Here is a 22,133-nt window from a genome sequence, read left to right on the forward strand (position 1 = left end):
CCGCCGGTGGTGGGTTCGGCTGGTGACAGCCGGCCGAACCCACCACCGGAGTTGGTCAAGAATTGACGGTGGATTGAACGGGTCGAGGATCGTCGACCTTGGTCGACCGCATCACGATCGCGGTGATTGCTGCGCCAACCACTGCGATGGCGGCTGCTCCGAGGAACACGGCGGAGAAACCGTTCGTCAACTCCGTCAGGTCACCGAGTTGATCAGCGCCGAACACTGCTGCGATCGCGGTCATCACCGCGAGGCCGACAGCCGAGCCGACCTGGTAGCTGACGTTGACGATGCCGGAAGCCAATCCGCCCTCTTCCGGGCGCGCAGCCGAAATCGCCGTACCGAGTGAGGGAATGAACGCCAGCGTCATACCTGCCGCAGCCACGAGCGATGCCGGCAGTACGTCGACCCAGAAGTTGCCGGTGGGCTGGATCAACGACATCCAACCCAAACCGATTCCCAGTACCAGCAATCCGGTCACGATCATCGCTTTTGCACCGAAGCGTGCCATGGCCCGTGGTGCCACGACGACCATGCCGAGCATGACGAAGATCGTCATCGGCAGCAGCGCCGCACCGGCCGGGAAGGCGCTGTATCCGAGCACTTGCTGCAGGTACAGGTTCAGGAAGAACCACATCGGTATCCAGGCAGCGCCGAGGACGAGCTGAGCGATGTTCGCGGCACCGAGGTTGGGCGCCTTGAAGATTCCCAGACGCACCAGAGGTTCCCGACGCTTGGACTGGATCAACACGAATGCACCCAACAGAGCGGCCGAAACGGCGAGCGCCAGCCACGTCTGCCCGGATCCCCATCCGACATCAGGTGCTCTGACGATGCCGAAGACTCCGACAGCAAGACCTGCGGTGACAGCGAGTGCGCCGAGGAAGTCGATCGACCCGGTACGTGCCGGTGCGTTCGGCATCAGGAGGGGAGTAGCGATCAGCGCGATGACAGCGATGGGAATGTTGAGGTAAAACACCCAAGGCCAGCTGGTGTATTCGGTGATGACGCCGCCGAGGAACACGCCGGCCGTACCGCCGGCCGGGGCGGCAGCGCCGTAGATGGACAGCGCCTTGGTCATCTCTTTCTGCGTGCTGCCGAACAGCATCATCAGCAAGGTGAGCGCCGACGGCGCGATGAGTGCGGCGCCTGCGCCCTGGACTGCACGGCCCGCAAGTTCGACGGCGACGTTACCGGCGGCACCGGCGACAACGGAACCGATCAGCAGGATCAGCCAACCAGCGGAGAACACTCTGCGGGCGCCGAACAGGTCGGACAGGCGGCCGCCGAGGAGGAGTAGCCCGCCGAACGCGATGACGTACGCATTGAAGACCCAGGTCAGGCCTTCTTGGGAAAAGCCGAGATCGCTCTGCATCTGGGGGAGAGCGACGCCGATGATGGAGGTGTCCATGATGACCATGAACTGAGCGGCGGCGATCAACGCCAACGCCCACCACTTACGGGTGGATTTCGGTTGTGTGGACATTCTGAGTTCCTTACCTGTACGGGGTATAGGTGATGCTCGTGTGGTCGGGGGGTGTCGAAAGCGAGCCGGGGCGACATCGGCGCAGCGCTTCGTTGAGGTGCGCGGGGAAATGCTGTTCTTGGAACTCATTCGGCCGGCGCTCTGCGTAGATGCGCATCGGATCTCCTTCGAGTGAATTCAGGGTGTTCGAGTAGTTCGTTGCATACCCTAGGGGGGTATGGTACAAATTGCAACAGGTTCGATGTCAAGGAGTGCAGAACCTGACGCAGACGGCAACGAGAGTGCTGCCGACCCAAACTTTGGAGGGCAAGATGTTCAGCGACAACGGCTACACACTGGAATTGGCAACGTCGGAGGCGACCGTCGGCAACCATGTCCCCTTGCAGTTCCGGATCCTGGATCCGGTTGGAACTCCCTTGATCCGGTACACGGACACCCACGACAAGCAGTTGCATCTGATCGTGGTCGGTCTGGACCTGACCGGATTCCAGCACGTGCATCCCGAATTGGACGAGAACGGAAACTGGCATGTGTCAGTCGATTTCGATCATGCGGGAGACTATCGAGTCTTCGCTGATTTCACTCCGGACGGTGGTGACGGAATCACGCTCAGTGCGGATGTGCGCGTCGCCGGATCCTACGATCCTCGGTCGTTGCCCGCCGCTACTGCCGCCACGACGGTCGACGGCTACGCAGTCTCTCTCGAAGGCGCGGCCCACGCAGGGCAGACATCGAAGCTCACACTCTCGGTCAGTCGTGACGGAATCCCGGTCACAGACTTGCAGCCCTACCTTGCCGCATACGGGCATCTGGTCGCGTTACGTGCCTCCGACCTCGCCTATCTCCATGTCCATCCGGACGGCTACCCCGGTGACGGTGTCACGCCGGCAGGACCGGCAATCACCTTCTACGCCAACATGCCGAGCGCCGAGGATTACCGGTTGTTTTTGGACTTCAAGCACGGCGGAGTGGTGCGTACGGCGGAATTCACGCTGACGGCCGACAATGCGACCCCACCTGCGTCCGAACATGCGAACCACGCGCACCACGGGCACTGAGACCGAATGCGTTTCGCAGCAGCGGGAAAACGGGCATGGGCAATCGCCATGCACCCATCTGTTCGTGCAGTAGCGAAGTGCGTGGCGATGTGCACAGTGATTGCTCTGCAAGACAAGGGAAGTCGAAGAGTATCCGCACATCGCACCGGTAACGAGAATTGTTGCGAAGTCATGCGTTGACGAACAGGAGGACATCGAATGTCGGAAGCGGCAGAAGTTGGCAGTGCGCCAAGCAGCGCTCCAAACAGTGTCCAAGGCAGTGATGCGACCGGCGATGTGTGCTGCACGGGAGATTCGCACGGCTACATCACCGCCAAGGGCGACTACCTGGCGCGTCTGCGTCGCATTGAAGGTCAAGCTCGCGGCCTGCAGCGCATGGTCGACGAGGACAAGTACTGTATCGACATCCTGACGCAGGTGTCGGCGATGACCAAGGGCCTCCAGGCGGTGGCCATGGGCCTGCTCGAGGACCACATCGGCCACTGCGTCGTCAAAGCCGCTGTTGCCGGTGGGCCCGAGGCGGACGCGAAGATCAAAGAAGCGAACGATGCGATTGCGCGATTGGTCCGCTCATAGAATTGTGATGAACATTGATACCTTGGTGCGCATGTTCAGTATCGAGATCCGTCGTACATTCGCTGTGAGGCAGGGGCTTCCGGCACCGGTGCGGGACGCGAAGAACTTGCCGCCGCTGATGCCTGCCGAGGGATTTCGCGTGACGATGCGAGTGGCGTTCTCGTTCGAGGACGACCAACTCGGAGAACGTGGATGGTTTGTCGACACGGACGCTCTGGACGAGTCCGTCGATCGATGTGCCGAGCAATTGGCGAGCGGTGCCTGGCCGGAGATTTTCGATTTCCGTCCGTCATTCGAGAATGTCTCGAAGTGGGCTTTCACTGAACTTGCCTCCAGCATTCCTCAGCTGACCTACGTCGAACTCGACAACGAGACGATCGGTGTGGCAACAAGATACGTCAGATCACAATGATCTGACGTATCTCGTTGACGCACCGCGTTCGGTCGACCGGCCTACTGGTAGAGGCGCAACGCAGAACCGATGAAGGTCTTACCGAATGCGAGTCCGGCCTTGTTGAAGTAGAAGCTCAAGACCGTATCTGCAAACGGGACTGCGGACACCGTTTTGGTGATCTGTGACTCGGCGTCCGCCCACTCCGCGCACGCTGCGTCGCCGGTCAAGCCGGATGCCTTGGCAACGGCTGCTTCGTAGGCGGGGTTGTTGATCGAAGAGAAGTTCTTACCTGCTGCCGGAGCAGGACCGGAGAAGAACGGGACGAACCCGCTGGGAACCGAATTGTTGATCTGGATCCACGCGATGTCCCACTGGTTGTTGTCCTTGCCACTGAGCATGACGTCGACAACCTTGGTCTGGTCGGCTCCTGTCACCTCGACGGTCGCACCGAGGTCGGACCATGCCGACTGGGTGAGCTCGGCCGCCGCGCTGCGCGCATCTTCGCCGGCAGCGTAGAAGAGGCGGAGGGTCAGCGGCTTTCCGTCCTTGCTTCGTTTGCCGTCGGAGCCGGCGGTCCAACCTGCAGCGTCCAGTGTTGCCTTTGCTGCGCTGAGGTCGAAGTCCGGAATGTTGCCTGCGACAGAGTCGTACACACAGGCTCGGGGCTCGACGGAGACAAGACTTGTTGCACGGGTGCCCTGGCCGCCGGTGATGACCTCAGCGAGATCGTCGAGATTGACAGCCTGGACGAGAGCTTTTCGAACGGCGGGATCACTGGTCGGATTGTCCGCAATCTGATTGAAGTACATCTGACCGGCGGGAAGTGGGCGCTGGACCGAGTCGAAATTGGCGGCATCGATGCGATCCTTGTCCGGACCGGCGATCGGAGATGCGCTCAGTTCGCCTGAGAGAAGCTGGTTTGCTGCGGTGCTGACATTGGGTGCCATGACAGCAATGACTGTCTTGGGGACACCCGGTGTGTCGGAGGTGGTGTCGTCGGGCCCCCAGCTGTAACCGTCACGACGCTCGAACGTGTAGTGGTCATTGGCCGAGACTTCGGTGACTTCGAACATGCCGGAGCCCAGCGACTTGTTGTTCGAGGCGGTCGGATCTTCGAGTCCGGCATCGCACATGATCGGGAGGCGACTGATGGTGAGGAGGAGGAACGGGGTCGGCGCCGGAGTGGTTACCGTAATGGTGCGGGTGGCGAGATCGGCAGTGGCCGAAGCGCCGATGGGAACTGTGGTGCCGCGTTGTTGTGAACCCTTGGCTGGATCGGCTACGAAGTTGATGTTGTTCGCGACGGTCTGCGCAGTCAGCGTCGACCCGTCGGTACAGGTCACGCCTTCACGAATGGTGAAGGACGCGGAGGTCGGCGTTTCTTCCCACTTCTCGGCCAACCATGGTTTGAATTCACTGGTTTCAGGATCCTGGTAGACCAAGGAGTCGTACGCCAGCTTCGAAATTTCCGCGGTTGCCGCAGAGCCGGACATGATCGGGTTGAGTGCACCTGGATCGCCTTGCAACGCGTACCGGAAGGTTCCGTCAGTCAGAGGCTCACCGCCGCCGGAGCCCGAGGACGTGCCTCCCGAGCTGCAAGCCGACAATACGAGCGCGAGCCCCGCGGTCGCGGCAAGCGTCGAATAGGAGCGGTGTTTCATTGTGCCTCCGTGAAGGAGCCGGGGCCCGGGAGTGAATCGTGAGGGCGCAGTCGAGTGTGACCGCTAAATCTTGGCGTAGGACGTGACGGGCATCTCGGTCGATCCTCACGAAAATCGGGCGGATTTTTGTTCGATTTCACGAAGGTTGGAGTTCTGGTTCAGTTCACGGGGAGTCGAGGTCACTTCGTCGTGGCCACCCGGTCTCCGTGAGCACGGTTGCTGGAACTGACCTCAACGGGGAGGTGGGGCCGAGACCGTGGAGGTCTGCGTCGTCGTCGATTTCGGACCAGAATTCGTCCGCCGAAACATCAAGGCCGAGAGCGATCCACGGCGGTCCGGCTTCTTGGAACGCGTACGAGACGGTTCCGGTACGCGGAATTGTCGTATCGAACAGTCGGTCTCCGACGGGATAGCCCTGCTGCTCGCCGACCAAAGTCAAGGTAGTCGGTTCGAAGGATGCATCGCGCAGAATCTTCTCGACTGCGCGGTCGAAGCTCTGCTGGACGCTGAACTCTTCGTCCGAGTTCGAACCGGTGAACTCGGGGAAATGCGCACAACACAAAACGTATGGGCCTGCTGAGTTGCAGTAGAGACGAAACACGGGAAATCCACCGGCCACGACGTGACGTTAGCAGGGCGTCGAAATGGAGAAGTTGCTGTTTCAGCAAAGATGGTTGCGTGAGTTGTGGAAGGTCGTTCATCCTGGGTGCATGAGCCACGAACACCACAATCACCACGAAAACTCCGATACCACCGAGAATCCGTACGCCAAGGCGGACGCACAGTTCTGGAACTCGCTGTACGAGGAACGCCCCGCGCGCTGGAGCGGAAATCCCAACCCACAGTTGATTGCCGAAGCCTCCGACCTGGAACCGGGCACGGCACTCGACGTCGGTTGCGGCGAAGGTGCCGACGCTTTGTGGTTGGCGCGTCGCGGGTGGAAGGTCACCGGCACCGACATCTCGTCGGTTGCGCTCGGCCGCGCCCAGGCTCACGTCGACGGCGAGGGCGTCGACATCGAATGGCTGGAAGCCGACCTGACGAAGTGGGATCCGCAGGGGCGCTCGTTCGATCTGGTGTCCGCGCAGTTCTTCCACATGCTCGAACCCGCGCGCGGGGAATTGTTCCGTGCTCTCGGAGATCTGGTCGCGCCCGGCGGGCATTTGCTGATCGTGGGCCACTCACCTCACGAGTCGCCGACCGAGCACCATCGGGCCATGCTCCATACACCCGAATACGTGGAGTCGCTGTTCACCGATGGTTGGAAGGTGTTGGTCTCGGAGTCGCGGGAACGTGATCTTCCCGCGAACCCCGAGATGCATCACACGACGGATACCGTTGTGCTGCTTCAGCGATTGAGTGCGAGCACCGACAGCAACTCGTAAGCGACGTGGGCCGCTGCGATACCGGTGATCTCGGCGTGGTCGTACGCCGGCGCTACCTCGACGATGTCGGCGCCGACCACGTTGAGTCCCACCAACCCACGCAGTGTGTTCAACAATTCGCGCGAGGTCATGCCGCCCGCTTCGGGTGTTCCGGTGCCCGGAGCGTGGGCGGGATCGAGTACGTCGATGTCGACGGAGACGTACACCGGCCCACCGTCGAGGCGCTTACGCATGCGCTCGACGATGCTGGCGACACCGTCGACCTCGTAGTCGTCACTGCGGATCACCTGGAAGCCGAGGACGCGGTCGTCTTCGAGGTCCTTCTCGCTGTAGAGCGGTCCACGGATGCCGATGTGCTGCGAACGCTCCATGTCGATCAGGCCCTCTTCACTGGCGCGGCGGAAGGGGGTGCCGTGGGTGAAAGGCTGACCGAAGTAGGTGTCCCAGGTGTCGAGATGAGCGTCGAAGTGCAGGACGGCGATCGGGCCGTGATCGCGGGCCAGTGAGCGCAGGATCGGCAGTGCGATGGTGTGGTCGCCGCCGAGCGTGAGCACGGAGGAACCGTCGGCGCGCAGGTCGGTAACGGCGGACTGAACCGTCGTGAGAGCTTCCTGGATGTCGAAGGGGTTGACGCCGATGTCGCCGAAATCGGCTACCTGCTGGTTGGCGAAGGGCGAGACCTTCAGCGCCGGGTTGTACGGACGCAGGAGCTTCGACGCAGCGCGGATGTGCCCCGGACCGAACCGGGCACCGGGGCGGTAGCTGACACCCGAATCGAAGGGGATGCCGAGGATCGTCACGTCGGCGCGCGAGACCTCGTCCAGGCGCGGGAGCCGCGCAAAGGTGGTCGGCTCGGCGTAGCGGGGGACGCGCGTGGCGTCGACGGGTCCGATGAACGATCCGGGGTTGTTGGTAGCCATGTGCAGAGGTCCCTGCTCTCGATTCGGCGCACACCGGGCGCCCTTCAGTGATGTAGCTCTCTGAGCAAGTATGGTTTCTTCAAGAGGCTCGGTTGTCAACCCCTGTTTCCTGAAAGGGACACGGCGGTCGTGAAGGAGTGGGTTCAGTGGCCAAGGCGAAGGAAGCGGTCGAGCCGGTCGGACCGCGCATCGGGGCGAGGCTCAAGGCGGCACGTCAATCGAAGCGGTTGACCCTCGACGACCTGGCCGAGGCCTGTGGTGTGACCAAGGGGTATCTCTCGAAACTCGAGCGCGATCACGTCAACGCGTCGGTGGCGACCCTGATAAAGGTGTGCGCGGTGCTCGAGATCCCCGTCGGATCCCTGTTCGAGAATGCGTCCGCCGGTGAAGTAGTCCGCGCCGACGCCATGCCGCAAATCAGCTTCGGTGGCGAAAAGATGACGGAGTACCTGCTCACGCCTACCAACGAGCGTCGAATTCAGGTGCTGCTCGGCGAGCTGGAACCAGGCGGCGGAAGTGGTCGGGAGTTCTACAGTCTGCCGATCGACGTGAACTTCGTGCACGTGCTCGAGGGCGGCTTGCGGGTCTCGTTCGAGGGCGGTCGGACGGATCCGAACGGTGAGGCCGTCGATGCCGAAGACGTCGTACTTGCGGCGGGCGATTCCTTCACATTCACGCCGACGCACAACCATAGTTTTCAGGCCGAAGGCTCGGTTCTGGCGAAGGTTCTGTGGGTCTTGAATCCGGCATTGCCGGAAGGGCCCCGCGCGTCGTCTTCGTGAGACTCGAATCCGCGAATGTTGATTCTTAGGAAACAAGAGTTGACATGATTGGCGGCACCCGTCACGCTGGTAGTTGTCCCCGTCACACACACCGTCGAAAATTGGCGTCACGGAACTCCTGAAGGAGCGCACCATGCATGTCGATTCAGTTCGAGTTGGCCTGTTCCAAGGTCCGCTCACCACCCCGGACACCTTTGCGTCGGTGGAGTTCAACCTCGCTGCAATCGACACTGCTGCCCGCGAGGCTGCAGCATCCGGTGCGAAGATCCTGCTGACGCCGGAGATGTCCGCAACCGGCTACGACATCGGCGAACTGGTGTCGCTACGCGCGGAACCGGCCGACGGCCCGATCTTCGATTCCGTCGCCGCGATTGCTCGAAGTGCAGGCATCGCAGTCGTCTACGGCTACCCCGAACTCGACGGGGGAGATGTCTACAACAGTGTGCAGGTGGTGGACCGCGACGGCACTTCGCTTGCGCACTACCGCAAGACGCACCTGTTCGGCACGCTCGACCGCGAACATTTCCGGCCAGGTGAGACCCTGGTGGTCGGGTTCGATTTCGAGGGCATCCGCTGCGGGTTGTTGATCTGCTACGACGTGGAATTTCCGGAAGCGGTTCGGGCCCATGCCGACGCCGGTACCGAATGGCTCATCGTGCCGACAGGCTTGATGACTCCTTACGAACACATTGCGCAGCAAGTGGTTCCGGCCCGCGCCTACGAGAGTCAGATGTTCGTCACCTACGTCAATCGCTGCGGTGCCGAAACCGAGCTGACCTACTGCGGTCTCTCGTGCGCCATCGCACCAGACGGTGCCGAGTTGGCGAGGGCCGGCGGCGACCAGGAATTGCTCTTCGCGGACATCGCCGCCGCCACCGTCGCGCAATCGCGCACTCTCAATACACATCTCGACGATCGACGCCTCGATCTGTATCCAGACCTTCCTGTCACGACTGTCTCCAAGGAGAACCGTAGATGACCATCCCAGTAGCTCCGGACAGTTCCTCGGAACCCGGCAAGCAGCCGCCCCTCACGATGTTCGGACCGGATTTTCCGTTCCCGTACGACGACTACGTTTCCAGTCCGGCGGGACTCGGCTCGGTGCCCGACCTGGCACTGGGTACCGAGGTTGCCGTGATCGGTGGCGGACTCTCCGGCATGATCGCGGCCTACGAGTTGCTCAAGATCGGTCTCAAACCGATTGTCTACGAAGCTGATCAGATCGGTGGCCGGATGCGGTCGGTCGAGTTCGACGGGCACCCCGGGGTGGTCGCCGAGATGGGCGCAATGCGTTTCCCACCATCGTCGACGACGTTGTTCCACTACCTGAACGAACTGGGTCTGCAGACCGAAGAGTTCCCCAATCCCCTTGCCGAGGTCACGCCGAGCACCGTCATCGATCTCAAGGGCGAGAGCCACTACGCGCACACTCTCGAGGATCTGCCGCCGATCTACACCGAGGTGGCGCAGGCCTGGCAGCGCACTCTCGAAGAGCATGCCGATCTGATTCCGTTGCAGCAGGCCATTCGTGACCGCGACACCGCAGAAATCAAGCGGATCTGGAACGACCTCGTGGTGCGCTACGACGACCAGACGTTCTACGGATTCCTCGCCGCGTCGAAGCACTTCAAGTCCTTCCACATGCGGGAAGTGTTCGGACAGGTCGGATTCGGTACGGGCGGTTGGGATACCGACTACCCCAATTCGATCCTCGAAATCCTTCGTGTGGTCATCACGGCCGCCGACGACGACCACCGCGGCATCGTCGGTGGATCGCAGCAGCTGCCGATGCGGTTGTGGAACCGCGCCCCGGCGCACATGGCGCATTGGCCTGCCGGTACTACGGTCGCTTCGCTCAACGACGGTGAGACGCGTCCCCGCGTCACCGAACTCCGGCGTACCGAGCCCGGCAACATCACGGTCACCGACTCCGAAGGTTTCATTCGCACGTATGCGAGTGCCGTTGTGACAGTGCAGAGTTGGATGCTGCTGAACAATATCAGGTGTGACGACGATCTGTTCCCGATCGACCACTGGACTGCGATCGAGCGAACTCACTACATGGGTTCGACCAAGGTGTTCGTTCTCGTCGACCGCCCGTTCTGGAAGGACAAGGACCCCGTGACCGGCCGTGATTCGGTGTCGATGACACTGACCGACCGTATGAGTCGCGGCACCTACCTGCTGGATCAAGGCGAGGGCAAGCCAGGCCTGATCTGCTTGTCGTACACCTGGTCGGACGATTCGCTGAAGCTGCTGGCGCTCGACGCCACCGAGCGCATGAACATCATGCTGCGCTCTCTCGAAGAGATCTACCCCGGCGTTGACTTCCGCAGCCACATCATCTCGAGCCCGGTGACGCTGTCGTGGGAAACCGAGCGCGACTTCATGGGCGCATTCAAGGCGAACCTTCCGGGGCACTACCGCTACCAGGAGCGCCTGTTCTCCCACTTCGTGCAGAATGATCTCGAACCGCGTCATCGGGGAATCTTCCTCGCCGGTGACGACGTGTCGTGGACCGCCGGCTGGGCTGAGGGCGCGATCCAGACCGCGATCAACGCGGTATGGGGCGTCGTCAACCATCTCGGCGGCGCTGCGCCTGCCGAGAATCCCGGACCCGGCGACGTGTTCGAGGAGCTTGCTCCGATCAGGTTGGGCGACTGAGCTCACCGCAACTGCCGAAATGTCGTGCCCGATGGGGGTTGGTACTCCTATCGGGCACGACCTCTTTCCGGTGATCCACGCAACACTGGAAAGTGTTCGGATCCAATAATTTCCAGGAGGGTGTTCAATGGCGAGCACATCATCGGCGACCAAGACCGCAGCTGCAGAATCGAGACCGGCAGGCGGTGATCGATCCGGTGACCCGGCGCTCGAACTGGTCGCCGAATTGGCAGCAGCGGGCCAGCGACTCGTCTTCCGTCAGGGTGACAACCTGAACAGTGACGATCTGACCTGCGTGGTGCTGTGGCCGTCCGGAGAGCCCTCCCTCTCCGATCTGTGCGAGAACTTCGAGTCTCTCGGACTCCGAGTTTCGACGCACCGCCCGCTTCCGACCGTTCTGGGTTCGGCGCATTACTTCACCTTCGAGCCGAGCACCTTCGACGGCAGTGCGCTGGAGAAGATGGCGGACGCCTTCGAAGCCGTCATCGCCGGACAGACCCGGATGGATGCGTTCTCCAGTCTGATCGGACGAGCAGACATCACCTGGCGCGATGCAGAGTTGCTGCGCGCTGCGTGCCGTTTCCTCGCTCAGGCTCGTATCGGTTTGTCCGAGAGCTACATCGTCGGAGTGTTGGCAGCGAAGCCACTCTTCGTACGGCAGGCGATCGAACTTTTCACCGCGCGTTTCGACCCCGCCGTGGCGGGTGTGCGTGAGACAGCTGTGGCTACCGCAACGGCAGCTATCGACGAATCAGTCGACGGTGCAGACACTCTCGACGAGGATCGCGTCTTGCGCGGCGTGCGTTCGTTCCTGCAGGCGACTCTGCGCACCAACTGGTACCTGCGCGGTGAGAGCGGCGAACCGCTACCGTACGCGTCGTTCAAGATCGACTCGCAGTTGCTCTCCACTCCGCAGAAGACCGTTCCCTTCCGCGAGATCTACGTCAGCGCACCCAATGTCGAAGGCGTTCACCTGCGTAGTTCCTCCGTCGCCCGTGGCGGCCTGCGTTGGTCGGATCGATACGAGGACTACCGCACCGAGGCCCTGAGCCTCATGAAGACCCAGAGCGTGAAGAATTCCCCGATCGTTCCTTCGGGTGCCAAGGGCGCGTTCGTGGTTCGGGGCACGTCGTCACCGACTCCGGCGCAGGTGCAGGAGTCGTACAGCACCTTCATTCGCGGCTTGCTGGACGTGGTGGACAACATCGTCGACGGCGCTGCGGTACACCCGGCAGAAGTAATCGAGTACGACGGTGAAGACTCCTATCTCGTCGTGGCAGCAGACAAGGGGACAGCGCGGTTCTCGGACGTCGCGAACGGCATCGCCGTCGAGCGTGGTTTCTGGCTCGGCGACGCTTTTGCTTCTGGCGGTTCGGCCGGATACGACCACAAGGCGATGGGCATCACCGCTCGCGGAGCCTGGGTGGCGGTACGACGGCACTTCGCCGAGCGCGACCTCGATGTCGACACCGATCCGTTCACCGTCGCGGGTATCGGGGACATGTCCGGCGACGTGTTCGGCAACGGAATGTTGCTCTCGCACAAGATCCGTCTGGTCGCGGCATTCGATCACCGCCACATCTTCATCGACCCGAACCCTGACACCGAGACGAGCTTTGCCGAACGCGCTCGCCTCTTCACCGTGCCGCGCTCGTCCTGGGACGACTTCGATCGCACCGTGATGTCGCCGGGCGGTGGCGTCTGGCCGCGGAGCGCGAAGTCGATCCGCCTTCCGCTCGAGGCGCGTGCGGCCCTCGGAATCACCGAGGAGAACTTGACCCCGCAGGAACTGATCCGAGCGGTCCTGTGTGCTCCGGTGGACCTGTTGTGGAACGGCGGCGTCGGTACCTACGTGAAAGCGTCGACCGAAAGCAACGTCGACGCGGCCGATCCGTCCAACGACGCAGTTCGCGTCAGCGCTGACGAGTTGCGTGCAACCGTGGTGGGTGAGGGCGGCAACCTGGGTTTCACCCAACGTGCCCGCATCGAATATGCCGCTGGCGGAGGACGAATCAACGCCGACTTCATCGACAACGCGGCAGGCGTGGCTACCTCGGACCGTGAGGTCAACATCAAGATCGCACTCGCAGAGTTGGACGCGACCTTGCGCAATGAACTACTTGCGGCGGCCCAGGACGAGGTAGCCGCATCGGTACTCGAGGCCAGCGAAGATCAGACCCTCGCGATCAGCCTGGCCGAGCACCGCGCTCCCGCCCTACTCGATCAGCACGAACGGTTGATCGAGAACCTCGTCTCGGCGGGCGCCATGAAGCGACTGGAAGAATCTCTGCCCGACGCCAAGGCGCTGGCGGTCAGGGCGCGTGCCGGGCAGGGTCTCCTGCGGCCGGAACTTGCTGTGCTGGTGGCGCAGTCGAAGAACGTACTGACTGCGGAACTGGGCGCATCGACGGTCCCGGACAATCAGATCTTCGCCGATCGTCTCCCGCAGTACTTCCCGCTCTCCGTCGTCGAGGCCGCACCGGACGCAGTCCGCGCACATCGGTTGGGCCGCGACATCATCATCACCTCGGTGGTCGACGAACTGGTCAACCGCGTCGGCCCCGGCGTGCTGTTCCGGCTCGAGGAACACCTCGGAGTCCACAGTCCGGAAGCGGCTCTGGCCTACGCAGTGGTCAGCGAAGTGCTTGGAACGGAGGACCTTCGACGTGAAATCCTGAACTCCGATCTCAGTGCCACCGAACAGCTGAAGGCTCTCGATCGCTTGCAGCAGCTGTTGGAATCCGAAATGAGCTGGGTGTTGCGCCGCCCGGGTGCTGCCGGCCGGTTCACCGTGAACCCGCGCGCCGACATCGATCGGTGGGCAGCCCCGGTGCGGGAACTCACCGACGGTTTGTCGACAAGCGAGCGCATCGAGGCGTCTTTCGGAGCGCTCGCCCTGGCAGACATTGCACTGCAGGAGAATACGACGGCCGCGGCCGCAGCCGCGATCTATCGGGAACTCTCCGACGCTCTCGATCTGGGCGATGTTCTCGGGGGCGTCGACGTTGCCGTCGGTGCCTCGCATTGGGAGGTCATGGGCAGCGCTGCCGTCCACGCCAGGTTGACGGCGCGTTTCGCAGACCTCGTGTCCGGAGCGCTCGGAGAAGGTATTCCGGAGGTCGTCGAGCTGTGGACCGCCGCCAATCCGCAAGCGGTGCGCCGGTTCACGGCTTTGATGTCGAGTGTGAGCCGCAGTGGAGCGCTGGACACCGCCCGTCTCTGCACGGTCGACGCCGAACTCGAACTACTCGTCCGCGGTGCGTCGAGCTTCGCTTCGGTGCATGCGGAGGAGCGTTCAGCGGCCCTCCCAGGCGAGTAGCGATAGCAGTAGTTCGGCTCTGACCCTGGCCTGCCCGAGGTCGCATTGCAGCAGTTCCTCGATGCGTGCGATGCGGCCTCGGAGGGTGTGCCGATGAACACCGAGTTCGGCTGCGGCCGACTCCCATTGGCCGTTTGCCTCGAGATAGGCGCGCAAAGACGCGGCCAGTGCGGTTCCGTGTGCCTGGTCGTGTTCCGTCAGCACCGGGATGGTGTCCGCAGCCATGGCGATCAATGCCTCACGGGCAGACTCGGATGCCAGAATCGTCGAACCACTCAGAGCGTCGAACTCGAGAATACGCGCCGTAGCCGTCGTGAGGTTGGCCGCGGCGCGGGCCTGGACGAGTGCGCGGGGTGCGTCGAGAAGACGGTGAGGGGTGCTGATTCCGGCACGCACGGCTTTCGCTTCGGTGGGGGAGAGCTGCGCCAGTAGTGTTTTGGCGGTGTCGATTGTGTCGGTTCCGCGGAGGAGGACGGTCAGCGAACCGTCCTCGGATTGCGCGAACAACGGCCGGCCTGCTCGCGCGAGAGCGTTGTCGAGTTCGCGAAGAACTGGGCCGAGTCCGGATCCGCGAACGTGGACGACACGAATGTTGCCGTGCGTGTCGCTTGCCTCGTCCAAGTACGACGGCACACTGTCTTCGGGGATTCGGCCGTCGAGTAAGAGCCCGAAAGCCATGGCGTTGAGTCGAGTTCGCTCGGCCCGTAGTCGAACCGGTTTCTCGAGTTCGAGAGTGAGCAGCGAGACCGCATGCCCGAGCAACACTCTGTCGATATTGCTCAGGGGCCCGGCGCCCGCCATGGCGAGGTAGCCGTGCCAACTGTCGGTGACGCCGACGGGGGACAGTGTCAGCGTCCGTTCGGGTGTGCTCTGCGAGATCGACGCCGGAGCGTTGGGATCGCGGGTGGTGGCCGCGACCGCGCGAACCTCGGTGATCAACGACTTCTGGTTTGCCGGATGCACCGCGGTGATCCGATCACCGACAAACGCCACCGAAGTTTTTGTGGCCGTGGCTAGTTCACGCACGATCGCCGACACGCCACCGCGCAGTGCAACGCGGGTGATGCGTGTCTGTACTTCTGCCGCGCGGAGTACCGATTCGTATTCCTGCTGGCTCAGACGGGTCATCACCGCGCGCGTGACCGCCGCGAACGGGGTCGTGAACGGCACTTCCAGCAGGGGGAGCCCGCGACTGCGGGCGGCGGCAATCAGGTCTGCGGGCACACTCTCGTGGGAAAGGCCGGTCCCGAAACCCAGAGCCGATACTTCTGCGGCGGCCAGACGGCCGATGTACTCGCTGTAGTCGGTGGCGTCCGCGCCCACCAGTGCCAGCCCGGTGGTGAGCACCAATTCGCCGCCGGAAAGCCACGGGGTGGGGTCCGTCAGCTCTGTGGCCTGCGCGAACGTGACGGGGTGGGTGGCAGCTGCTCGGTCGGTGAGCAGAGCCAGCGAGAGGTGTTTCTGGCGCAAGAGCCACGAGATCGGAACCGTCACCTGATCAAGGCTAGCTGTCGTTGCCGATATGGAGTAGCCCTGGAGCTCCGGGTATCCATTTCGGCAGTGCTTGCGATGCTTCGCGCGTCGCATACTCGAATGCAATACACAACCGAGAGGGTGGTCACATGAGTGCAATCGAATACCGGCTTCCGCAGGAGCGTCGCATCGTCACGGAGTTCCCGGGCCCGCGCTCGGCTGCGCTCGCCGAACGCCGTAAGAAGGTCGTCGGCGCCGGCGTCGCATCCACCCTCCCGGTCTACGTCGCCGACGCAGACGGCGGAGTCATCGTCGACGTCGACGGCAACTCGCTGATCGACCTCGGTGCCGGTATCGCGGTGACCAGCGTCGGCGCCTCCAACCCGGCCGTCGTGTCCGCAGTTCAGGATCAGGTCGCGCACTTCACCCACACCTGTTTCATGGTCGCTCCGTACGAGGGCTACGTCGAGGTCGCCGAGCGTCTCGCCGAACTCACCCCCGGTGACCACGAGAAGCGTTCCGTGCTGTTCAACTCCGGCGCAGAAGCCGTCGAGAACGCCGTCAAGATCGCCCGTCACGCAACCGGTCGCGACGCAGTCGTCGTCTTCGACCACGCGTACCACGGCCGCACCAACCTCACGATGGCACTGACGTCGAAGTCCATGCCGTACAAGAGCGGCTTCGGTCCGTTCGCCCCCGAGGTCTACCGCGTCCCGATGTCCTACCCGTACCGCGAGGGCCTCAATGTCGACGGCTCCAAGATCACCGGTGAGCAGGCCGCACAGCGCGCCATCACGATGATCGAGAAGCAGGTCGGCGCTGCCAACACGGCCGCCATCCTCATCGAGCCCATTCAGGGTGAGGGCGGATTCATCGTTCCCGCAGAGGGATTCCTCCCGACGCTCGTCGCGTGGGCCAAGGAGAACGGCGTCGTCTTCATCGCCGACGAGGTTCAGGCAGGCTTCGCTCGTACCGGCGCCTGGTTCGCCAGCGATCACGAGGGCATCGTGCCCGACCTGGTCACGCTCGCCAAGGGCATCGCAGGCGGCATGCCGCTCGCCGCTGTCACGGGCCGCGCCGAGCTCATCGACGCTGTCCACCCCGGCGGCCTCGGTGGCACCTACGGCGGTAACCCCGTCGCCTGCGCCGCTGCATTGGCGTCCATCGACCAGATGCGTGAGCTCGACCTCTGTGGCCGCGCACGCACCATCGAGTCGACCGTCGTCGGCCGAATGAACGCACTGGCAAAGGAACTCGACGTCATCGGCGACGTTCGCGGTCGCGGCGCCATGCTCGCCATCGAGCTGGTCAAGCCCGGTGGGCAGGAGCCGGACGCCGACATCACCAAGAAGATCGCCGCCGAATGCCTCGCTGCCGGCGTCGTGATCCTCACCTGCGGTACCTACGGCAACGTCATCCGTCTGCTCCCGCCGCTGGTCATCTCCGAAGAGCTGCTCGACGACGCGTTGACCGTCCTCGAGACCGCCATCCGCACTGCAGCACAGGGGAACTGACATGTCCAACGTCTCGGATCTTCTCGACTCGGTACCCAAGGATCTCTGGCTCGGCGGCAAGCTCGTCCCGGCCGAGAAGACCTTCGCGGTCTACAACCCGGCAACGGGTGAGGAACTCGCCCAGGTAGCCGACGCCACCGCTGCCGACGGTATCCGCGCGCTCGACCTCGCCGCTGCGGCGCAGGAAGACTGGGCGGCCACTCCGGCACGTGTACGCGGCGAGATTCTGCGCACCGCCTTCGAATTGCTGCACGCCCGCGCCGAGGACTTCGCGCTGATGATGACCCTGGAAATGGGTAAGTCGTTGGCAGAGAGCCGCGGTGAGGTCAACTACGGCGGCGAATTCCTGCGCTGGTTCAGCGAGGAAGCAGTACGCATCGGCGGACGTTTCACGCAGGCTCCGGCCGGTAACGGTCGCATCCTGGTCACCAAGGAAGCCGTCGGACCGGTCCTCGCGATCACCCCGTGGAACTTCCCGCTCGCCATGGGCACACGCAAGATCGGACCGGCGCTGGCTGCCGGTTGCACCATCATCGTCAAGCCCGCCGAGGACACGCCGCTGACCATGCAGCTCCTCGGTCAGGTGTTCGCCGACGCAGGTCTGCCCGACGGTGTGCTCTCGATCCTCCCGACGTCCGACGCGGCCTCCATCAGTGGACCGCTGATGGAAGATGCGCGTCTGCGCAAGGTCACCTTCACCGGCTCCACTGGCGTCGGAAAGTTGTTGGTGCGCAATGCTGCTGACAAGCTGCTCCGCACGTCGATGGAACTCGGTGGCAATGCGCCGTTCATCGTCTTCGACGACGCCGACATCGACGCAGCTGTCGACGGCGCAATGCTCGCGAAGATGCGTAACGGCGGCGAGGCCTGCACCGCGGCCAACCGCATCTACGTCGCCAACTCGGTGCGCGAAGAGTTCACCGACAAGTTCACCGCCAAGGTTGCGGCCTTGAAGGTGGGCGCCGGTGACGCCGAGGGCACCAACATCGGCCCGCTGATCAACACCAAGCAACTCGCAACCGTCACCGGACTCGTCGACGACGCCGTGTCCAAGGGTGCTCGCGTTCGCACCGGTGGATCGGCACCCGAAGGCCCCGGGTTCTTCTTCACCCCGACGGTCCTCGACCAGGTGCCCGCCGACGCGCGCCTGCTGAAGGAAGAGATCTTCGGACCCGTTGCGGCAGTGGTCGGTTTCGACACCGAAGACGAAGCGATCGCGGCTGCGAACAACACCGAATACGGCCTCGTGGCGTACTTCTACACCCGCGACATCGACCGTGCGATGCGCGTCTCGGCCAAGCTGGACACCGGCATGGTGGGCGTCAACCGCGGCGCGATCTCCGATGCTGCCGCGCCGTTCGGTGGGGTGAAGGAATCGGGCTTCGGCCGTGAAGGCGGAACCGAGGGTATCGACGAGTATCTCGATACCAAGTACGTAGCGCTCTAACTTGCTGTGCGCCTTTATTAACCGCGGGCGGTTAATAAAGGCGCACAGTTGTCTATTGACCTAACGGAGTCGGGCGGTAGTACTTGCCCTCGTGGTAGAGCAGCGGCGCGGCAGCGGATTCGTCGTCTTCTTCGGCGTGAACCCGCGTGACGAGTCCGATGACCAGCGTGTGGTCGCCGACAGGGATCAGCTGGTCGACCTTGACGCGCATCCAGCTGGGGGTGCCGTGCAGCACCGGTTCCCCGGTGTCGAGCACTGCCCACAGTGACTCGTCTGCAAAACGCTGATCGGCACTACGCGCAAAGCGCTGGGCCAGATGCTGCTGATGTTCGCCGAGAAGGTGGATCACCAAGGACTCGGCTGCCTTGAGTGCATTGATGCTCGACGACGTCTCCGCGATGTTGAACGAGACGAGCGGCGGCTCGAGGGAGACGGACGAGAACGAGGTGGCGGTGAAACCCACCGGGCCGGTACCCGAATCGAGGGTCACGACGGTGACACCGGCGGGGTGGCGGCGAAGCGCAGCGCGGTAGTCACCGGCGCAGATGCCGGTGGACAACTCGGGCGTCGCCGCTACTTCGGGGACGTCGGGGGTGGTGTGGCTGGAAACGGCATTCGGCTTGTCAGACAACGGGAACTCTCCGGCTGGAACTCGAGGTGTGCGGTGTGGTCGAGGTGACTGCGCTCGGCATACACAGACATGCGTCGGTGCGGCACAGATCTACGTGCCGTCGACGCCAGTGGTTGCCGGCCGGGGTCCTGGTTGCAGTGCACATGGTGCGTCCAACTATAGGTGGACGCACGTCTGAGTGGTTTCGGACCGGGCTGGCTGAAGTGCTTCAGTCCATGTCGACGGCGAGGCCGGCGGTGATTCGGAGGAGTTCGGAGTACGTCGTGCGAAAGACCGTGTTGGGGTGCCCGGCGGCTGCCCACAACTCGGGGTACTGCTCGAGGGCGGTATCGATGTACGTCGGCAGGTTGGTGGGATGCCCGAGCGGAGCGACCCCACCGATCGGCTGGCCCGTCGCCGACTTCGCCATCTCCAGCGGCGCCCGCGTGAGCTTGCCTTCGAGGCGTTCGCCGGTGGCCTTCAGATTCACCTGATGCGCGCCGGAGACCAGCAGCAGGACCGGATCGTCGTCGAGAAGGAACACCAGTGACTTGGTGATCGCGCCTACCTCCACCCCGACGGCCGCCGCTGCCTCGGCCGCGGTGTGCGTGGCGTCGGGCTGCGTGACGATGACGCCGTGGTGACCCCGCGAGATCAGTGTTTCGGCGACGTGCGAGGCGTTGGGGTGGAGGAGGCTCGTCATGAGTTCAGACTAGGACTAGTCGGCGTTCGCCACAGCTGGAGTCGGCGTCGTGTCGGTGGACTTTCGGTTACGACGGATCGTGAAGCCGAACAGCATGACCGCACCGATCAGCGCGTAAAGGAACAGCGTCAGAGCAGGCTGGCCGACGCCGACGTTGTTGAAGTAGACGATGCTCCGGACGCCTTCGGTGCCGGCGCCGGGTGTGATCCACCGGCCGATGGCGGCGTAGAACGAGGGAATCACGTTGGAGCCGAATGCGCCTCCCGCACTGGGATTGCCGAGGATCACGAAGACGGCGATAGCCAGCGGGACTGCCAGAACGCCGATGGCGGCGCGCAATCCGAGTGTGAACATGGCGGTGCCGAACACCACGGCTGTTCCCAGGATCCAGAGCGGGAACCAGTGGCCCGCGAAAGTTCCGAGTACGTGTGAGGTGATGAGGGCGCCGAGGGCTCCCGAGATGATCGAGTAGATCGCGATCACGCCCGTGTGTGCGCTTGCCTGGCGGAGAGTCTTCGGCGCACCGATGAACAGTCCGATGGCTGCCGCAAGGAGATAGCCGCCGACGACCCAGCCGACCGAGAGGTAGAAGCCGGAGAGGCCGCGGTTGTCGTGGGCTCCGACGGGGATCTCGTCGCGGACGACGAACTGTCGGTCCTGTGTCGCCTCGACCTTCGTGAACACCGCTTCGAGCGACGTCGCGATGGAGCTGCCTCCCGCGCTCGCGGTGATCAGGGTGTCCGGTCCGGCCGGGTTGATGACAAACGCGCCCTGGATCTCGCGGTCGTTGATCATGCGGCGAGCGGTCGCCGTGCTGTCGACCACCTGAGCGTCGAGCGGGCTGCCGTCGATGGCGTTGAGTTTGTCGGCGATCTGCTGATCCATGCCGTCCGGTGTGCCCTGATCGGCGATGACCGCGATTTCGATGTCTCGCGGAGTCGGCTGATGGAAGGCGGCGACGTAGCTGAGGATGAAGCCCATCTGCAGCAGGAGCACGCCGACGAACAGCGCGGCCATCACCTTGGGCGCGCCGTATTTCACGAGCAGATTGTCGTGGTGGTGTTCGTCGTGGGTGGAGCTGTTGTCTGGTGCGGCGTGTGCCGGATGCGTAGTGGTCACGAAAGAGTCCTGATCTTGTCGAAAGTAAAGAGCTTGTCAATACCCGAGGTATTGAATACTCTAGGTATCGTGACTGAATCTCGTCAACCGGACTGGACGCCGGTAACCCGCCCCGGACGTGACGTGGTGCGGCAAAGACTGCTCGACGCTGCGGCGGAAGAGTTTGCGGAGCGCGGATTCAGTGCTGCACGTCTCACTGAAGTTGCCCGCCGCGCGGGCTTCACCAAGGGGGCTGTCTACTCCAACTTCGAGTCGAAACAAGATCTGTTCGCCGAACTGTTCGCGCAACGGTCTCTCGAACTGGCCGGCCGTGTGCTTGCCGAGATCGCCGGGATGAACCCGGCCGACGCGGCGGGCAAAGGTGGCGAGGCCATTGCAACATGGATGGTCGACGACCCGGGGTGGTCACTGCTCGTCCTCGAATTCGGAGTGCTCGCCGGACGTGATCCGCAGATCGCTCAGGCGTACTTACGTGAGCGTCGCCACTTGCGCAGTCAACTCGTGGAGTTGATCGGTGAACGTGCCCGTGAATGGGGAGTGGACGATTCCTTCGATGTGCGGACCACTGCAATCTCGTTGATGGCGTTGATATCCGGGCTCGTTCTCGAACACTCCGTGGATCCGGAAGAGGTTGATCAGAGCGTCATGGGTGCCGCCGTGACGGCACTCTTCGCCGGCGCCGTCGCACGGGCAGGATTGCCCGCCGTCTGAGTTGCTCGGTTGACAGGCAACAGATTTGAGAACTACCCTCTGGGTGCAGTACCTCGTTAGGTGAGGCTTCTGCACGAACACAGGCCACTGATCTCACGACGTCGAGAGACGCCCAAGGTTAGGACAGATCTCCCCGGCTTAAGGGGTGATCCAAAGTGGCTTCCCGTTCTTGATCGGGACACGTCGTGCAGTGCCAAAACTCGGACGTGGAGGTGTTTTCGCAGCTTGATGCCGGTTTCTTCCGGCGAAGGCGAGAGTACGTCGATATTCGGTTCTCCTGGCGTGTGCTGTGCGCATGTACTTGTGTGGCG

At 63.1% G+C, this 22,133-nt stretch carries 19 protein-coding genes and 1 riboswitch; of the genes, 11 read left to right on the forward strand and 8 right to left on the reverse strand.

Annotation, left to right across the window (positions count from 1 at the left end):
* Positions 1–55: 55 nt before the first annotated feature.
* Positions 56–1,486, reverse strand: coding sequence for an MFS transporter (locus M0639_RS03045; protein ID WP_064074538.1), 1,431 nt, complete (start codon positions 1,484–1,486; stop codon positions 56–58).
* A 251-nt stretch (positions 1,487–1,737) separates the two neighbouring features.
* Here M0639_RS03045 and M0639_RS03050 point away from each other — a divergent pair, with 251 nt between their 5' ends.
* From M0639_RS03050 to M0639_RS03060, 3 genes are all read left to right on the forward strand, one after another.
* Positions 1,738–2,544: a hypothetical protein gene (locus M0639_RS03050; RefSeq protein WP_064074537.1), complete on the forward strand. Its 807-nt coding sequence runs from the start codon at positions 1,738–1,740 to the stop codon at positions 2,542–2,544.
* A 198-nt stretch (positions 2,545–2,742) separates the two neighbouring features.
* Positions 2,743–3,120 (forward strand): metal-sensitive transcriptional regulator, encoded by a 378-nt coding sequence (locus tag M0639_RS03055; RefSeq protein ID WP_064074536.1) that lies wholly within the window; start codon positions 2,743–2,745, stop codon positions 3,118–3,120.
* A gap of 7 nt (positions 3,121–3,127) precedes the next feature.
* Positions 3,128–3,532 (forward strand): 6-carboxytetrahydropterin synthase, encoded by a 405-nt coding sequence (locus tag M0639_RS03060; RefSeq protein ID WP_054801109.1) that lies wholly within the window; start codon positions 3,128–3,130, stop codon positions 3,530–3,532.
* A gap of 41 nt (positions 3,533–3,573) precedes the next feature.
* On the opposite strand, the gene M0639_RS03065 is transcribed toward M0639_RS03060, so the two are convergent.
* Positions 3,574–5,175 (reverse strand): ABC transporter substrate-binding protein, encoded by a 1,602-nt coding sequence (locus M0639_RS03065; RefSeq protein WP_050655997.1) that lies wholly within the window; start codon positions 5,173–5,175, stop codon positions 3,574–3,576.
* A 163-nt stretch (positions 5,176–5,338) separates the two neighbouring features.
* The gene (locus M0639_RS03070) at positions 5,339–5,794 is read right to left on the reverse strand and encodes a hypothetical protein (protein ID WP_231915067.1); all 456 of its coding nucleotides are present in this window, start codon (positions 5,792–5,794) and stop codon (positions 5,339–5,341) included.
* Between the two features lie 91 nt (positions 5,795–5,885).
* On the opposite strand from M0639_RS03070, the gene M0639_RS03075 reads away from it, so the two are divergent.
* Positions 5,886–6,560, forward strand: a complete 675-nt coding sequence (locus M0639_RS03075; protein WP_064074549.1) for a class I SAM-dependent methyltransferase — start codon at positions 5,886–5,888, stop codon at positions 6,558–6,560.
* Here the strand turns inward: M0639_RS03075 and speB are convergent.
* Positions 6,524–7,480 carry an agmatinase gene (gene speB / locus M0639_RS03080; protein ID WP_003941134.1) on the reverse strand — a complete coding sequence of 319 codons (957 nt, stop codon included), beginning with the start codon at positions 7,478–7,480 and terminating at the stop codon, positions 6,524–6,526. The genes M0639_RS03075 and speB overlap by 37 nt on opposite strands.
* 146 nt (positions 7,481–7,626) lie before the next feature.
* Here speB and M0639_RS03085 point away from each other — a divergent pair, with 146 nt between their 5' ends.
* From M0639_RS03085 to M0639_RS03100, 4 genes are all read left to right on the forward strand, one after another.
* The gene (locus M0639_RS03085; protein WP_007727089.1) at positions 7,627–8,262 is read left to right on the forward strand and encodes a helix-turn-helix domain-containing protein; all 636 of its coding nucleotides are present in this window, start codon (positions 7,627–7,629) and stop codon (positions 8,260–8,262) included.
* Between the two features lie 133 nt (positions 8,263–8,395).
* Positions 8,396–9,241, forward strand: a complete 846-nt coding sequence (locus M0639_RS03090; RefSeq protein ID WP_050655995.1) for a carbon-nitrogen hydrolase family protein — start codon at positions 8,396–8,398, stop codon at positions 9,239–9,241.
* Positions 9,238–10,926, forward strand: a complete 1,689-nt coding sequence (locus tag M0639_RS03095) for a flavin monoamine oxidase family protein (protein WP_007727084.1) — start codon at positions 9,238–9,240, stop codon at positions 10,924–10,926. Before M0639_RS03090 ends, M0639_RS03095 begins: the two co-directional genes overlap by 4 nt.
* 127 nt (positions 10,927–11,053) lie before the next feature.
* Positions 11,054–14,245, forward strand: coding sequence for an NAD-glutamate dehydrogenase domain-containing protein (locus tag M0639_RS03100; protein WP_064074535.1), 3,192 nt, complete (start codon positions 11,054–11,056; stop codon positions 14,243–14,245).
* Here the strand turns inward: M0639_RS03100 and M0639_RS03105 are convergent.
* On the reverse strand, positions 14,222–15,739 hold the full coding sequence (locus M0639_RS03105) for a PucR family transcriptional regulator (protein ID WP_064074534.1): 1,518 nt from the start codon (positions 15,737–15,739) through the stop codon (positions 14,222–14,224). The genes M0639_RS03100 and M0639_RS03105 overlap by 24 nt on opposite strands.
* A gap of 128 nt (positions 15,740–15,867) precedes the next feature.
* On the opposite strand from M0639_RS03105, the gene gabT reads away from it, so the two are divergent.
* Positions 15,868–17,232: a 4-aminobutyrate--2-oxoglutarate transaminase gene (gene gabT, locus M0639_RS03110; RefSeq protein WP_007727077.1), complete on the forward strand. Its 1,365-nt coding sequence runs from the start codon at positions 15,868–15,870 to the stop codon at positions 17,230–17,232.
* A 1-nt stretch (position 17,233) separates the two neighbouring features.
* A complete protein-coding gene (locus M0639_RS03115; protein WP_064074533.1) occupies positions 17,234–18,679 on the forward strand; it encodes an NAD-dependent succinate-semialdehyde dehydrogenase in 1,446 nt (481 codons plus the stop codon).
* Between the two features lie 52 nt (positions 18,680–18,731).
* On the opposite strand, the gene dszD is transcribed toward M0639_RS03115, so the two are convergent.
* From dszD to M0639_RS03130, 3 genes are all read right to left on the reverse strand, one after another.
* The gene (gene dszD, locus M0639_RS03120; protein ID WP_003941189.1) at positions 18,732–19,310 is read right to left on the reverse strand and encodes an NADH:FMN oxidoreductase DszD; all 579 of its coding nucleotides are present in this window, start codon (positions 19,308–19,310) and stop codon (positions 18,732–18,734) included.
* A gap of 208 nt (positions 19,311–19,518) precedes the next feature.
* Positions 19,519–19,992 carry a YbaK/EbsC family protein gene (locus M0639_RS03125; RefSeq protein ID WP_003941167.1) on the reverse strand — a complete coding sequence of 158 codons (474 nt, stop codon included), beginning with the start codon at positions 19,990–19,992 and terminating at the stop codon, positions 19,519–19,521.
* 15 nt (positions 19,993–20,007) lie between these two features.
* Positions 20,008–21,111, reverse strand: coding sequence for a membrane protein (locus tag M0639_RS03130; protein ID WP_003941129.1), 1,104 nt, complete (start codon positions 21,109–21,111; stop codon positions 20,008–20,010).
* 126 nt (positions 21,112–21,237) lie between these two features.
* Between M0639_RS03130 and M0639_RS03135 the strand changes: the two genes are divergently transcribed.
* Positions 21,238–21,822, forward strand: a complete 585-nt coding sequence (locus M0639_RS03135; RefSeq protein WP_029254386.1) for a TetR/AcrR family transcriptional regulator — start codon at positions 21,238–21,240, stop codon at positions 21,820–21,822.
* A 45-nt stretch (positions 21,823–21,867) separates the two neighbouring features.
* A riboswitch (M-box (ykoK) riboswitch) is annotated at positions 21,868–22,041 on the forward strand.
* Positions 22,042–22,133: the final 92 nt, after the last annotated feature.

Origin of the sequence: Rhodococcus qingshengii JCM 15477 (genome assembly GCF_023221595.1) — a bacterium.
Taxonomy (GTDB): Bacteria; Actinomycetota; Actinomycetes; order Mycobacteriales; family Mycobacteriaceae; genus Rhodococcus_F; species Rhodococcus_F qingshengii.